The following is a 15,482-nucleotide window of genomic DNA, read 5'->3' as shown; positions in this document are numbered from 1 at the left end:
CTTATTTAAGTTAAGAAAGGTTTTTTTAAAAAGAAAAATTGGCGCAGAGAATTTAGTAAAACCTGTGTATTAACATAGGTTAATTTAGAAGGTTTCTAGTACACTTTCAATCACCGTATAAATTTTTTCTAATTCTTTATTTGTAGTAATAAAGGGAGGTAAAATATAGATTGTGTTTCCTAAAGGACGCAAACAAACTCCATTTTTCATGAAAAAATTAAATAGTTGATCTCTTAGATTTCCATAACGTTGCATCTCAATATTCAAATCTAAGGCAAATATGACCCCTGTTTGTCTTGTAGTTTTTACCCTTGGATGATTCTTTATCTTTTCATTAAATGCAGCATGTTTCTCTTGAATTCTAATACTGTTCTCTTTCATTTCTTTAGAAATAAGAAGATCAATTCCTGCTGAAATTGCGGTGCAACCAAGCGGATTAGCAGAGTAGGTATGTCCATGAAAAAAACCTTTAGAAATCTCATTATCATAAAAAGCATCATACACTTTTTGAGAACAGGTAGTGAGCGCCATCGGTACAATTCCTCCCGTAAGTGATTTAGACAAACACATAACATCTGGTTTGTTTTCTAAATAGTCTGAGGCAAAATATTTTCCAGTTTTTCCAAATCCGGTCATTACTTCGTCTGCAATACACACAACGTTTTTTTGCTGTGCAATTGCAATCAAATCACTCAATAATGCTGCAGGGTACATTTTCATGGCAGCTGCACCTTGTACAAGTGGTTCAAAAATAAACGCAGCAATTTCACCGGTAGCAATCAATTGAGTAAAACTTTCTTTAACTTTATCGAAGTTTTCTTGTTTGGGTACTTCAATACGATCTATCGTTAATAAGAAATCTTCAAACGGACCATTGTAAACAGAAAGTCCGGATACGGACATCGATCCAAAAGTGTCTCCGTGAAAAGCATCTTCTAGGGCAATGATTCTATTTCGTTTTTCACCTTGGTTGAAATGAAATTGAAGTGCCATTTTAATGGCCACATCAACAGAAGTAGATCCATTGTCTGAAAAAAATATTTTCTGTTGATTTTTAGGTAAAATACTCATTAGTTTTTCTGACATTTCAACAGCAGGCGGATGTGTAAATCCGCTAAAAACAACTTGATCTAATGTTCCTAATTGGGTTGTAACTTTATTGATGATGTATTCATTACAATGACCATACATACAAGTATACCAAGAGGCGATTCCGTCAATATAAGTATTGCCATCTTCATCATAAAGCAATGCACCCTTGGCTTTTACTATTGCCAAATGATTTGGGTGTAGTTTGTGTTGTGTTAGTGGATGCCACAAATGTTTTTGGTCACGTTCTTGTAAGTTCATTTTAGTGCTATTTCTTAAGAAAATTCAAATGTACAATTCTATAATGTAAGTGAGGCTTAGGTTTTTTAATTATAACTTTAAGAGGTTTTCTCTGAATAAATTTGCATACTTAAGCGTTGTAGCCTGATCAATAGTTTGTTCTTCATCAATCCTACCAATAACATTAGCCCCTGTCATTTTTAAGATGATAGATTCTGTTTCTTTGTTCTCTGAACCACTGAAGATTATGGAAACCTCAAAGCCTTTTTCTTGTAGCATTTTTACGGACAGTAATGTATGATTGATGCTACCTAAATAATGACGAGAAACCAAAATTACTTTGTAGTTTGGTTGTATGATATCAAGGATGGTATGAGTGTCATTTAATGGGACTAATAATCCACCAGCACCCTCAATTACAAGAGTGTTCTCTGTAGATGGACAGTTGATATTGCTCAGTTTGATATTGATATTTTCAATTGCAGCTGCGGCATGGGGACTCATTGGAGTTTCCAGGGCATAGCTGTTTTTATGAAATTTAGAAATCGTATTGGATATTAAGTTTTTTACTTTGTGTGTGTCAGAATAATCCAATTCACCAGCTTGTATTGGTTTCCAATAATCTGCCTTTAAGGCTTCTGTAACAATTGCAGAGGCTACAGTTTTTCCTACCTCTGTTGAAATTCCGGTGATAAATATTTTTTTCATGTTATAAAGTTGCTAACGCTGTTAATAATGCATCTATTTCTTGCTGTGTATTATAGCTATGGATGCAGATTCTTAATCTTTCTTGACCTTTTGAAACAGTAGGTGAAAGAATGGCTTTAATATCAAATTCGTTTTGTTGCAGTTTTTGAGCAAATGCTTTTACAATGTCATTGCCCGGAATAATACAACAATGTATAGCACTGTTGCTTGCAACAAATTTAGCGTCTAATTTTTTTTCAGAAACTCCTTTTTTGAAATAGGCGATATTGCCTTGTAATTTTTTTAATTCGGGTGTGGTTTGTAATTCTAGATATGCAGCTTGTATGGTTGCAATACTATGAGCAGCTGCTGCGGTTGTATAAATAAAAGATCTAGAAAAATTTATCAAATAGTTTCTTAACTCATTGCTGCCAAGAATTATAGCTCCATGACAACCTAGAGCTTTTCCAAAAGTATGAACTCTTGCAAAAATTTGATGCTCCAATCCTAATTGTTGCACAGTTCCTTTTCCTTGTTCTCCAAAAACACCATTAGAATGGGCTTCGTCTACAATTAAGAGGCATTGATAATGGTTGCATAAATTTACAATTGATTGGAGAGGTGCGCTATCACCATCCATAGAATAGATGGTTTCAATTGCTATATAAACAGTTCCCTCAGCTTTTTTAATTTTTTTTTCGAGATCTTCTGTGTTGTTATGCTTGAATTTAAATGATTTAGCATTACTTAACCGAATGCCATCTCTTATAGACGCATGAATTAATTCATCAAAAATTATGGTATCTCCTTTTTGTGCAATACAAGAGAACAAACCAATATTAGCATCATAACCAGAGTTGAATAACAAGCCACTTTCAGCATTATGAAAATCAGCAATAAGGTTTTCAGTTTCTAGATGAATGTCATGTGTACCTGAAACGAGTCTAGAGCCGGTACTTCCATTTTTAAAGATTTGAGAATTACACAGCTCATTTGATTTTTTACTAATTGCTATGTTTTGAGAAAATCCCAAATAGTCATTTGAAGAAAAATCAATTTTATTTTTGTCGTTTGTAAGAACACGAAACGAATTGTTGTTTATTCTTTCGTTTAGTTTTTTCTCAAGATGATTAGGGAAAATAGACATATTTAGACATTTGTATATTTCAAAATACACTGCGAAATTAATGAACTTTTTTAGAATATAAATTTTTAAAAATAAACTGATAAAAACTATTTGTTATAGTGAATATCACATTTGTGTTATAACACTTTGTAATAATTTTGTAAATTTGTAAGAATCACTATTTGAGACTATTAACCAAGTTCTGAAGAGTGTGTATATAAACTTAATCAAAAAATAAAACAATGGCATCATTAACCCCTTATACAGGTACCCTTGGTAAAAGATTAGCCAAACATTTACTAAGAAGGGCTACATTCAATATTTCTAAAGACAGAATAGATGAATTTAGTGCTTATACTCCTGCACAGGCAATTGCGAAACTAGCAATCATTCCTGATAAAAATTTAACACAACCTATTCATTATGTAGATGGAGAATTAACACAGCCATCTCCTTGGATCGATGATGATCCGACCTATGGAGCTGTGAATGTAAACAATGGGAGTGGAGGTTCAAAACTTAGGTATTTTGTTGTCGGATGGTGGTTGGATGAAGCGAAAAGAGATACTTCCTATCGATCAAAAATGGCCTATTTTTTATATACTGATTTTACTGCCGCTAGTGCGAATTTAAATGGCCAGTATGGTACGTTTTATGATTATTTACATTTGTTAGAGAGACATTGTTTAGGCGATTGGAGGGAATTTATTTTTCAGATGACTAAGAATCCCCAGATGTTGAATTATTTGAATAACAACCAAAATACTGTAGACAACCCAAATGAGAATTATGCTCGTGAATTGTTGGAATTGTTTACTATTGGGAAAGGGGCTCAAGCAGGTGTTGGAGATTACACAAATTATACAGAAAGTGATGTTGAAGAGGCTGCAAGAGTTTTAACCGGTTGGAAATATTATTACGTAAATACTGCAAAAGATCCGGATAAAGATAGATATCGAGTAACAAATGGCGCTGAATTTGGTGATATTCCTTGTGGGTATCCTTCTAGATGGCAGCATGATTATGATAGAAAAGAATTCAGTCATCGTTTTGATAATTATGTAATTGAAGCTTGGGACAAATCAGGAACTACCAATGAGCAAAAGGATGCTAGGATGGAGGCAGAGCTCAGAGAGTTCATCGATTTGATATTAAGCAAAGATGAAACGGCTAAATTTATTTGTCGAAAACTATATCGTTTTTTCGTGTCCAGAACCATAACTACTGAAATAGAAAGTGATATTATTGAGCCTTTAGCGGTTACGTTTAGGGCGAATTATAATTTGCAAGAAGTGATAGATCAATTGTTGTTGAGTAAGCATTTTTACGATCTTGATGATGCAAACAGTACGGACGAAATTATTGGAGGATTGATAAAATCTCCCTTAGACTTGGTATTGCAAACGTTAACAATAACGGATTACCCTGTACCGGATCCAATTACGCATGGGCAACATCATTATCTAAATTTTTATTATTGGCAGATTGTTTTGTCAATTTTGGAACCAGCAAGTCAAAATCCTTTTTTTCCACCATCAGTGGCAGGATTTCCGCCTAATTATGAAAGTCCAGATTTTGATAAATTTTGGTTCAATTCTTCCACAATAATTCCACGTTATAATATGGCTGATATATTGTTGAATGCTGGGAAAACCAAAACTACATTTTATGTAACCACTTTTGTAGAAAATACTGTAAGCGATCCTTTCAATCCTACTACGTTGGTTACTGAATTGGTTGAGATTATGTTTCCAGAGGCTATTGATGCGGATAGGTTGAATTATTTTGTAAATGATATTCTATTAGAGGGGGGTGAAACAACTCCTCAAATGTGGGCGGACGAATGGAATATATACAAAAACTCAGGAAATAATGCTGGGGTTGAAAGTGTCTTAAAACCATTGTTTAGAGCATTGACATGGGCACAAGAATTTCAAAATAATTAAAATTTCAGAACATGAAAAGAAGAAAATTTTTACAACTATCGGCTTTAAGTTCTGCAAGTGCATTAATTTTAAATGGCCACAAAGTAAGTGCGTTTTCCAAAACTGCACTATTAAATAATATCCCGGCAGCCATCATTGAAGGAAGATCTTTAGTGATGATTCAGTTGTTAGGAGGTAATGATGGATTGAATACCTTGATTCCGTTGGATCAATACGACGATTATGCAAATTTACGACCTACTTTAAAGTTAGCCAATTCTGGTGTCAATGCTGCTATTAATTTAGATAGCACACTGCCTTTAGAAGATCAAATGCTTTTACATCCTGCGTTAACAGGCTTTAAAAGTTTATATGATGCAGGTAAGTTAAATGTTATCAATAGTGTTGGGTATCCAGTAATTAATAAATCACATTTTGCTGCGCGTGCATTGATGTTGAATGGGGGAGATGGAACGGTTGAAAATGCAAACAAAACCTCTGGTTGGATGGCTCGCTATTTGCATTCAGGATATAATTATCAAGATTATAGTGATCCGTTAGGGATTCAATTAGGAAGTAAAAAGCCATCATTAGGTTTTCATTCAGAACATGAGCATAAAGTGGATGTTAATTTAACAGGTCAAGATGTTTCGGGTTATTATAGTGTGATTTCGAATATAGGAAATCCAGAGCCAAGTGCTATTCCAAATTCAGAATTTGGAGACAATATTAGTTTTATTTCACAAACCGAAGCAGCAACCAATTCTTATTCAGAAAGAATAAGTGAGGTTTTTGATGCAGGTAGCAATAGTTCTGTTGTATATCCGGATTATGACTTGGCAGATCAATTGAAAACAGTGGCCAGAATGATTAAAGGTGGCTCAAAGACAAAAATATTTTTAGTTACAGCAAATGGTTATGATACGCATGCTAATCAAGTAGAATCTGGAAGTAGCCATACTGGTGAGCATGCTGAATTGTTAAAAGAATTGGGTGATTCAGTAAAGGCATTTCATGATGATATAGAGGCTATGGGTATTGATGAAAAGGTTGTTTCTGCTACATTTACCGAGTTTGGTAGGAAGCCTTTAGAAAATGGGAATTTTGGTACGGATCATGGGAATTTAGGGCCTATGTTTGTGATAGGTAGTGCTGTGAATCCGGGTGTTACTGGAACCAATTTAGATCTTTCTTCGATAGTGAAACATTTTGACGAAGGTCAGATGCAGCATGATTATAGGCAAGTGTTTACAACCTTAATAGGAGATTTCCTCGGGGCCTCTAGTGATGTAATTTCTGGAACTGAATTTTCTGAATATGATGGAGATAAAAAATTAGATCTTATTGGAGCAAGTCAAAAGGCTTTGAGTACAGATCGCATTCAGGTACCGAAAAATCAAATGACCGTTTATCCAAATCCGGTTCAAGAAAATTTTGTGTTGAAATATGATAGTAAGATGTCTTACAGGGGTTATTTAGTGTTATATAATATCTCTGGAGCTGTAACTTTTACGATGCCTTACGATTTTGATTTTGGGGTTAATATTTTGCCTTCGATTGACATGCGTAATTTTGAAGCAGGTCATTATATTTTAGCAATAAAGGATAGTTTTAATAAAACCATGGCGAAGCAGCGCTTGGTTAAGGTATAAACAAAAAAAACTCCGAGTAAATTAATACTCGGAGTTTTTTTTTATTTGAAAAGTAATTAGCCTACTAAGATAACTACTTTGTTGTCTTTCATTTCAACAGTACCTGAAGTAATCTTTAGTGTAAGAATTTTATCATCATCTATATGAGTTTCAAAAAGACCACTTAATTGGTCAAATTCTAAATGCTCCTTAGTATGAACGTGAACTTTTACAATTCCTTCTTGTAAAACAGATACAATTGCAGCGTGATTTTCTAACATTTGAAAGTTACCATCTACACCTGGAACAGATACAGAGTCAACTTGGTCGCTAAAAATCGTAGCTTCTGGTGATACTATTTCTAAAAACATATTTTCTTTAGTTTTTCGTTTTTAGTTCTTAGTCTTTAATAGGGGTTGTTAAAAACTCAAATTAAAGACTAAGAACTCAAAACTTATTTTTAAGCTTCAGCTAACATTTTCTCTCCAGCGTCAATTGCGTCTTGGATAGAACCTCTTAGGTTAAATGCAGCTTCAGGGTATTTGTCTAATTCACCATTCATAATCATGTTAAATCCTTTGATAGTGTCTTTGATATCTACCAATACACCTGGGATTCCTGTAAATTGCTCAGCAACATGGAAAGGTTGAGATAAGAAACGTTGTGCACGACGTGCTCTGTGTACGATTAATTTATCATCTTCAGATAACTCCTCCATACCTAAGATTGCAATAATATCTTGCAATTCTTTGTAACGTTGTAATAATTCTTTTACATTTTGAGCACAGTCATAGTGTTCTTTTCCTAAAATTTCTTCTGTTAAGATACGAGAAGTAGAATCCAATGGATCTACCGCTGGGTAAATACCTAACTCAGAAATCTTACGAGATAATACCGTAGTTGCATCTAAATGGGCAAATGTAGTTGCCGGTGCTGGATCCGTTAAATCATCCGCTGGTACGTATACCGCTTGTACAGATGTAATAGAACCAGTTTTTGTAGAAGTAATACGCTCTTGCATAGCTCCCATCTCAGTTGCCAATGTTGGTTGGTAACCTACGGCAGAAGGCATACGTCCTAATAAGGCAGATACCTCAGATCCTGCTTGTGTAAAACGGAAAATGTTATCTACGAAGAATAATACATCTTTACCTTGTGTAGGGTCTCCAGCTCCATCACGGAAATATTCAGCAATAGTCAAACCAGATAAGGCAACACGTGCACGTGCTCCAGGTGGCTCATTCATTTGTCCGAATACGAAAGTTACTTTAGAATCTTTCATTTTCTCGTGGTCGATCTTTTCAAGATCCCATCCACCTTCTTCCATTGAATGCTCAAATTCTTCTCCGTATTGGATAATTCCAGCTTCAATCATTTCACGCATCAAGTCATTTCCTTCACGTGTTCTTTCTCCTACTCCTGCGAATACAGAAAGTCCACCATGTCCTTTTGCAATATTGTTGATCAACTCTTGGATCAATACAGTTTTACCTACTCCGGCTCCACCAAATAATCCAATTTTACCTCCTTTTGAGTAAGGCTCAATTAAGTCAATTACTTTAATTCCTGTAAATAAAACTTCTGTAGATACAGACAAGTCTTCAAATTTAGGAGCATCACGGTGAATAGACATCCCCTTATCTCCGTCCTTTGGTAAAGATTGTAACCCATCAATAGGATCTCCATTTACATTGAATAAACGACCGTAGATGTTATCACCTACTGGCACTTTAATTGGGCTTCCAGTAGCAACTGCTTCTACACCTCTACTCAAACCATCTGTTGAATCCATTGCGATACATCTTACAGTATCTTCACCGATGTGCTGTTCTACCTCTAAAACTAGTTTAGATCCGTTATCCCTTGCGATTTCTAATGAATCGAAAATTTTTGGAAGACCTTCTCCTGTTGTAAATGCGACATCAATTACTGGTCCAATAATTTGAGCAACTTTACCTGTTAATTTAGACATTGTTGTAACTATTAATTGTTAGTTCTATTTTTCTATGTGAGTTTTACCTCGTTTTTCAGGGTGCAAATATAGAAGTTTTAATTTGAAATAAAAATATGTTTTTGGGTTTTTTATAGTCCCAAAAAGTATTTTTTTTAAAACGATTTTTATAAAGTTAAATGGAATGCTTAATAGCCTTGTATTTAGTGATCTATTGAAGATTTAGACTTCTTTCAAATGTTTGCTGTGTAGGTTTTATTCAAAAAGAATTTTAGTTTTTTTTGAAATCATTTTTGCAATAAAAAACCACCTTTTTTTGAAGGTGGTTTTTTCTGCTTGATTTTCTGGTTGTTTTTAGAATCCTCGAACAGTCCAAGATGCATAAACTTGACTTCCTATGGTACCCGCTCCAGGAGCACTTTGGTATTCATGTCCTAATAAATTGGCTGCTCCAATTTTTAGAACGGATTTAACTTTTGGCATAGCATATGTTACCTGTGCATCCACCGTAGTTCTTGCTGGTAATATAGCGTCTATAAATGTAGATTCCCACAAATAGGCATCGTTCCATCTAGCATCCAATCGGAATCCAACATTATGTCCAATGTTATTGTTCCCGAAAGAAACTTTTACCTTATGTTCTGGGGTGTTAAACCCTGCTTCATAATCTGGATCCGTGCTTTGGTCAAAATCAAATTTAGCCCAAGTATAATTGAAACCTAGATCATAGTTTCCAAAAACTTTTGTACTCAAACCAATTGCGGCTCCGTAAGAAGAGATGTCTGCTTTGGAATTGGTATAGGTTTGAAATGCTTGGTAATCCTCGTTTCCAATAGCGGCTAATAAATATTGTGTATTTGGGTCAGTAGCGACGTTATCTGGATCTATTGTAGAAACATCTCCATAAAATGGAGTTACAACAGTTTTATTCCCAATGAAGTTTTTGTATATATTATAATAAGTACTAAAGTCGATTACCCATTTTTTAACAACACCACGGTATCCCAATTCAAAAGCAGTTACTTGTTCTGGTTTGACAAAGTCGACTTGTGATTGTTCTAATAATCCTGCATGAAGTGCAGCTGCTTGTTCAGGTGTAATTGCCCCACCGCTTTCGATAACCGTTTTTTCTACTTCGTCACCAAAGATAGTTAAGGAATTTAGTGTGAATGAGTTTTCATAGGCGTCGCGACCGGAAAGAGTTACAGAGTCTGGTACTCCTGGAAGAGCTGCCCCATTATCACTAACTTCTTTAGGTCTAGATTCATATCGATCTAAATTGTCTGGTGCAGATCCCACTAGAATCGCGCGTCCTAAATCAAGTCCAATATATTGATCTTGTGTGGTTGGGTTTCTAAATCCAGTTTGGTATGAGATTCTGAAATTGTGTTTTTTTGCTTCATCGGCATTGTAAACCAACGATACTCTAGGAGAGAAAAATCCATCAAAATTTTGTGATTTATCATAACGTACAGAGGCGGTTAGTTTTAATTTTTCCTCAGCCAGCCATTTTTGTCCTTGTACATAAGCTCCAAATTCATCATAGTCGATTGGACCATCTGCATCTGTAAAAATAGTTCCGCTAGAGTTTAAGGAATACCTTCTTGCCGATCCTCCCAATTGGATTTCTGCGAAAGAAATTTTGTCTTTAAAATTGTAATTGATATCTGAATGGTAGATTTTTGATTTATCTACAAATTTTGATCCAGTATTTAAATCTCCGTCAGAAATTGTTTTGTTGAATAATTCCTCAAATTCAGGAGTTCCTGGTTGAGGGGTTAAAAGTGCATCAGCAGATGTTCTTGCAATACCATGGGCTTGCTCAGAAGTTGCTCCCCCTTGAACTGCTTGTAAATATGCTCCGGTATAAGTTCCAAACCAAGGCTCTGCATTTCCTTTGTTCATGTTTACCCCGGTAAAAAACATGTCATAAGAATCTCCGGCATCTTCTGCGGTCATATACGCTCTCCAAAAGAAATGATTGTTACGTACCTCTAATTTATGTTGTTGCATCACAAAGTTTTTAAGGTAGTATCTATTGGCTCCTTGATAAACAGTATTACCGGTTCCATATTTTCCATTGTAACTGATTTCTAAATCGCCACCCGTAGGTCTGTAATACAGTCCAACATCCGCTTTGAAACTTCTCGCTTTATAGTCAGTTAAATCTGTTTCTCTATAACCTGTTCTACTCACATCTTCTGATGGTACTAAATTTGAAGCACCACCTGGAATTAGTCCTTGAGACTCTAAAACTTGTGCAACTTCGTTGATATTTGCTTGAACTTCATCACCATATACATTTGCCTGGTCAAATGCAGGACCTGTTATTTCTGGGATTATTTGATCTGGTTTCCCTGCTCCCTGGTCAACATATTGTTTGTAATCGGTGGCAGCCCAGTCAGTTCCGTCTAAAAAGGAAAGCGTTGCTTTTGCAGCAAATTTATCGTTGAACTTTTTCGCAACTCTTACACCGGCATCTATAAATTCATTGGTTCCGTTGGCTTCTTGAATGGTTACACCAGATTTTAAATAAGCACTGACTCCTTCGTGGTCAAAAGGGTTTTTACTATTCATAAATAAGATACCGTTAAAGGCATTGGCTCCGTATAAGGCAGAAGAAGCACCTGGAAGCAATTCAACACCTTGTATGTCTAATTCTGAAATTCCCAATAAATTTCCTACAGGGAAGTTCAAAGCAGGAGAGGCATTATCCATTCCGTCTACCAGTTGTAAGAAACGTGTATTTGAGAAAGCAGCAAACCCTCTTGTATTAACCGATTTAAAAGTTAAACTACTTGTATTGACATCAACTCCTTTCAAGTTTTCAAGTCCGTCGTAGTAAGATGCTGAAGAAGTGTTTTGGATCTCTTTGATTCCCATTCTCTCAATAGTCACCGGAGATTCAAAAATTCTCTCAGGTGTCCTGGAAGCAGAAACAACTACTTCATCAAGAACAGTTCCTTCGTGCAGGTTAAAATTGATTGATTGGCTGCTAGCATTAATGGTTTTAGTCTCTTTGTTAAAACCAACACTACTTGCTTGTAGTATAAAAGGTGGTGTTTTACTTGTTTCTAAAGTAAAATTTCCATCAAAATCGGTAGAAGTTCCGATTGTAGTGCCTTTTATTGTGACACTGGCTCCTGGGATAGGTTCATTTGTTTTTGAATCAATTACTTTACCCGAAAGGGTAGTTTGAGCAAATGAAACAGCACTAAAAAGAACGAACGAAATAATCAATAAATGGTTTTTCATAGGTGTATAGTTGGTTAGTTTCTATGAAAATACAATTTTTTTTCACAAAAAAAAACTAACCAATCATATTCCTTGTCGTTTGAATAGGCTTAAATGAGGTGTTTAGTATTTCAGATAAAGCCAACCTTTTTGTGTTTTGAACTTTGGATCAGAAAAGCTAATCTCATAAATATAGGTCCCAATAGGAAGTTTAGAACCGTTGTTTCCTGTTCCATCCCAATCATTTTTGTAATTGCTGGAAGAGAATATTATTTGTCCTTGTAAATTAAATATTCTCACATTTGCGTTTGGTAAGGTTGGATGCTCAAAATTTGTTGTGTTTATGTTTTCTATGGTCCAATAATCATTGATTCCATCTCCATTAGGAGAAAATGCTTTAACGGCAGCAGGAGAATCATCCTCAGGGAAGTTTCCTGAGCTTAATGCATTTTGGTCAATTCCATTGATTGTTATTTTCCAATCGTTTAAAGTTCCTTCATCATCAGCGGCATTGTCGGAAATACTTAAGGTCCAGATCCCCAGACTTTGTTTTTTTGAAAATAAAGATAGAGGTTCCAAAGGTCTATAAGAGCCTGTGTATGGAGCGGTTCCTTGAGTTATTGAAATCGAGGCATTGTCGTTAAAAATAGTATTATCATAGTTGGTTCCTTCGTCGTCACTATGTGTTACAAGTAATACCTTTTCGTTATCAGGATTTGTTAAATAAATCTCAAGATCGCCCACATAAGTGTGTGATATATCAATCGTAACAAGAACTTCTGATATGTAAATATTGTCGGTAATATTTATTTCTGAGGTGATTCCATCTGGAGTATTATCAGGAATAGATATGGTTTTATTGTTGGTGAAATTAAATTCTTCAATAGTTCCGGTGGTAAATTTATAAATTTGAGAAAAAGTACCCGTGTTACAGCTGTTGGTCTCTCTTACTCTCCAATAATAAGTGTTGTTTTCAACTAGGTTGTTTGCAGCATATTTTTTTAAATCGGTGTTGCTAGACTCAATAATATTGGTGAAGTCTAAATCTGTAGCTATTTCAATATAGTAAGCATTGAATTGCGTTTCTTTGGTCCAGGTAAACTCTATCGCTGTTTCTAAGCTAGTAATATTGTTCTGAGGGTATTGTAAATAAGGAACTGTGGTGATCTCAGTATCAATTGTAAGTGATAATTCTACTGTATTGGTCTCTGTAGTTGCAGTACCCGTAAGCTGTGGTTGGTAGGTTCCGACGAGTTCGTTGGATGTATTTGATATAGTCACTTCAACCATAGTACCATCTGTAGTCGCTGTTTCTGGAGAAAATGTAGCAGAAGTTCCTTCTGGTAGATTGGACATTGAAAAAGTGGTTGTTCCATTAAAACCTTGGAATGTATTGTATTCAAAAGAATATACGGCATCGTTTGGCGCACAAGTTTTTATAGAACTTTCAGTAAGACTCATGATAAACTTGGAAGATTCTATTATGAGGTCTGTGGCATTGATGTTATAGAAAATATTATCTACAGCTTCTACTTTTATTCTTGCATTTGATGTAGAAACCTGAGGGATAATAATATTATGACTTCCATTGTTCAATACGTTGGAAGCTGCTGTAATTGGAAATGTCATTCCTCCGTCTTCTGAAATTAGGATGTTTACAAAATCCGCATTAATTGGCGTTAAATTAGTGTCTGCCACTTCCCAGGTAACATTAGTAGATTCACCTGCGTAAAGAGTTTCTGTAGTGGTGTGAGAAGTAACCGCAAAAGATGCGTTTGTGTTTTCTACAGTGATTGTAATGTCATCGGTATCAAATTGACCATAGGGAGATCCATTATCTCTTGTAGTTAATCTGAATTTTAAATTTCTAGAAACAGAAGGTAGCTGTTCCCAGGTTGTACCTGTGCTACCTGTTAAAACAGTTTCTATAGCAGGGAAATATCTTTCAGCAGTAGTACTTCCTTCTAAAGATCTAAATAAAGGACCCGTGCTGCTATCTGCTTGAGGAGGCATTTGCGCAGTTTCTTTATCCATTTGCTCCCAAGTATAATGAAGCGCTCCTGTACCAGAAGTTCCGGTACCTGTTAGTACAAATGGAGTGGAAGCAGGGATGTTGTAATTTAATCCTGCATTTGCGGTAGGTGCTGCTTCTGTAATGTCATTCTGTTGTGCACAAGTACTGTTTCCAAATACAATATTATTATACATCTGTTCTAAACTAATTCCATGAAAATAGTCATTGCTGTTACTTTGCACATTAGGGCTACAAATACCTGCATACCCCATGATAGTTGAGCCACTTCCGGGTTCTACGGAACTGCTATTAGAAATATTACCACCACAAGAATTATTGAATGTATGTGTTGCTCCAAATTGATGTCCCATTTCATGCGCTACAAAATCAATATCAAAAGAATCTCCTTTAGCAGGGGTTCTACCGGAAACACCTTGTGCTTTTTTACTAGTACATGGAGATGCTAATTCAGCTAAGCCAGAAAACCCGGTATTGAATAAATGTCCGATATCATAATTAGCAGAACCAATAATAACATCACATTTGCTTTGAACTTCCTCAATCATTATAGTGTCATCAGAACTTGTGTATCCATCTGTTTCTGGATCTAGAAAAATCAAATCGTCATTGTTTGCAACCAATTGCATGGTTAGTGCAAGTTCTTTTTCAAAAACTCCGTTGATCCGTGTCATGGAAACATTCATGGCAGCAAGTATGGCTTCTTTCTTTTCTGTGTCTGTTGCAGAAACTGGGATTCCTTGGTCTGTCAAGTGGTATTGAGCATATTCACCAGTACAAGATAGCGCTAGTCTGAAAATTCTTGATTTACCATCATTGGCGCTTGTTTTTTGTTCGGAGTTTTTTTTGTTTTTAGCAATGGAGGTAGCTTCATCAGTTACTTTACACTCATAATTCATGTTGTCAAAATCAATATCGTTTTTGTCATACACTTTATAAGTTAACGCATCTTTAGTATAAGGGTCAATAAATTCAGTATTTCCATTTTCTCTTAATTTCATAGAGTGCAATCCAATATTACTAACACTAAATCTAATGGTGTTGTTAGGAGTGTTTTTTGAGACTCCTAAGTAAGATTTTATATTTGGATATTTTTTTTGAAGTTCTGGAGCCAAGGTTGAAACTTCTGTAATGGTATATGTTGTAAGTGCTCCTTGTTTATTTGGGAAAGGAATTTCTAGATTGGATTTATTTATTTTCTTTGCAAGCTTTGTGTTTTTTAGAAGTGTTTTTAAACGATCTATATCCAGTCTGTAAATTTTTTCTTTTTCTAATTGGGTGATTTTTGCATTTTTTTGAAACAATAATAGACTCGTAGAGGATTCTTCTGTCCATAAATCTTCATTTTGAGAAAACCCGAACGAGGTTGCAAAAAAAGACAGTAAAATAAAGTATTTGAGTTGATTAGTAATATTGTCCATAAAAAAGTGCTTGTATCACAAACTTATTTAAAATAAATTAGAGTTGTAGATAAAATTGATAGAAGTTGAATTCTAATTGTTAAAACCTCATTGAATTTTTAAAAAAAAGGAGGATTTTTGAAGTTAAATAAAAAATGGGTGTAAAT

Annotated in this window: 9 protein-coding genes; 2 read left to right on the top strand and 7 right to left on the bottom strand. The window is 35.1% G+C overall.

All coding sequences use genetic code 11. The features are described from left to right. Window positions 1-84: 84 nt before the first annotated feature. The 3 genes from bioA to AC2DGP_RS09555 form a co-directional block, all read right to left on the bottom strand. A complete protein-coding gene (gene bioA, locus AC2DGP_RS09565; RefSeq protein WP_484489833.1) occupies window positions 85-1,350 on the bottom strand; it encodes an adenosylmethionine--8-amino-7-oxononanoate transaminase in 1,266 nt (421 codons plus the stop codon). Window positions 1,351-1,419: 69 nt separating this feature from the next. Beyond that, complete coding sequence (gene bioD / locus AC2DGP_RS09560) at window positions 1,420-2,037, bottom strand: dethiobiotin synthase (RefSeq protein WP_484489832.1); 618 nt, start codon at window positions 2,035-2,037, stop codon at window positions 1,420-1,422. Between the two features lies 1 nt (window position 2,038). Continuing rightward, on the bottom strand, window positions 2,039-3,163 hold the full coding sequence (locus AC2DGP_RS09555) for an aminotransferase class I/II-fold pyridoxal phosphate-dependent enzyme (protein ID WP_484489831.1): 1,125 nt from the start codon (window positions 3,161-3,163) through the stop codon (window positions 2,039-2,041). A 221-nt stretch (window positions 3,164-3,384) separates the two neighbouring features. On the opposite strand from AC2DGP_RS09555, the gene AC2DGP_RS09550 reads away from it, so the two are divergent. Together AC2DGP_RS09550 and AC2DGP_RS09545 are read left to right on the top strand one after the other, a co-directional pair. Continuing rightward, entirely contained in the window at window positions 3,385-5,088 is a 1,704-nt protein-coding gene (locus AC2DGP_RS09550) for a DUF1800 domain-containing protein (RefSeq protein WP_484489830.1), read from the top strand. Between the two features lie 11 nt (window positions 5,089-5,099). After that, window positions 5,100-6,719, top strand: coding sequence for a DUF1501 domain-containing protein (locus AC2DGP_RS09545; protein ID WP_484489829.1), 1,620 nt, complete (start codon window positions 5,100-5,102; stop codon window positions 6,717-6,719). 56 nt (window positions 6,720-6,775) lie between these two features. On the opposite strand, the gene AC2DGP_RS09540 is transcribed toward AC2DGP_RS09545, so the two are convergent. The 4 genes from AC2DGP_RS09540 to AC2DGP_RS09525 form a co-directional block, all read right to left on the bottom strand. Then, complete coding sequence (locus tag AC2DGP_RS09540) at window positions 6,776-7,069, bottom strand: FoF1 ATP synthase subunit delta/epsilon (RefSeq protein WP_484489828.1); 294 nt, start codon at window positions 7,067-7,069, stop codon at window positions 6,776-6,778. An 89-nt stretch (window positions 7,070-7,158) separates the two neighbouring features. Then, window positions 7,159-8,670, bottom strand: coding sequence for a F0F1 ATP synthase subunit beta (atpD, locus tag AC2DGP_RS09535; RefSeq protein WP_484489827.1), 1,512 nt, complete (start codon window positions 8,668-8,670; stop codon window positions 7,159-7,161). Window positions 8,671-9,003: 333 nt separating this feature from the next. After that, the gene (locus tag AC2DGP_RS09530) at window positions 9,004-11,904 is read right to left on the bottom strand and encodes a TonB-dependent receptor (protein WP_484489826.1); all 2,901 of its coding nucleotides are present in this window, start codon (window positions 11,902-11,904) and stop codon (window positions 9,004-9,006) included. Between the two features lie 102 nt (window positions 11,905-12,006). Then, window positions 12,007-15,336: a reprolysin-like metallopeptidase gene (locus AC2DGP_RS09525; protein WP_484489825.1), complete on the bottom strand. Its 3,330-nt coding sequence runs from the start codon at window positions 15,334-15,336 to the stop codon at window positions 12,007-12,009. Window positions 15,337-15,482 lie beyond the last annotated feature (146 nt).

Source organism: Flavicella sp. IMCC45537, from assembly GCF_057197705.1.
The sequence above is the reverse complement of the archived record's forward strand: the minus strand, read 5'-3'. Positions and strand labels throughout refer to the sequence as shown.

What these genes read in the sequence shown, in the direction of transcription:
- bioA (WP_484489833.1), bottom strand. Translation starts at nt 1,350, where the DNA reads ATGAACTTACAAGAACGTGACCAAAAACATTTGTGGCATCCACTAACA.
- bioD (WP_484489832.1), bottom strand. Translation starts at nt 2,037, where the DNA reads ATGAAAAAAATATTTATCACCGGAATTTCAACAGAGGTAGGAAAAACT.
- AC2DGP_RS09555 (WP_484489831.1), bottom strand. Translation starts at nt 3,163, where the DNA reads ATGTCTATTTTCCCTAATCATCTTGAGAAAAAACTAAACGAAAGAATA.
- AC2DGP_RS09550 (WP_484489830.1), top strand. Translation starts at nt 3,385, where the DNA reads ATGGCATCATTAACCCCTTATACAGGTACCCTTGGTAAAAGATTAGCC.
- AC2DGP_RS09545 (WP_484489829.1), top strand. Translation starts at nt 5,100, where the DNA reads ATGAAAAGAAGAAAATTTTTACAACTATCGGCTTTAAGTTCTGCAAGT.
- AC2DGP_RS09540 (WP_484489828.1), bottom strand. Translation starts at nt 7,069, where the DNA reads ATGTTTTTAGAAATAGTATCACCAGAAGCTACGATTTTTAGCGACCAA.
- atpD (WP_484489827.1), bottom strand. Translation starts at nt 8,670, where the DNA reads ATGTCTAAATTAACAGGTAAAGTTGCTCAAATTATTGGACCAGTAATT.
- AC2DGP_RS09530 (WP_484489826.1), bottom strand. Translation starts at nt 11,904, where the DNA reads ATGAAAAACCATTTATTGATTATTTCGTTCGTTCTTTTTAGTGCTGTT.
- AC2DGP_RS09525 (WP_484489825.1), bottom strand. Translation starts at nt 15,336, where the DNA reads ATGGACAATATTACTAATCAACTCAAATACTTTATTTTACTGTCTTTT.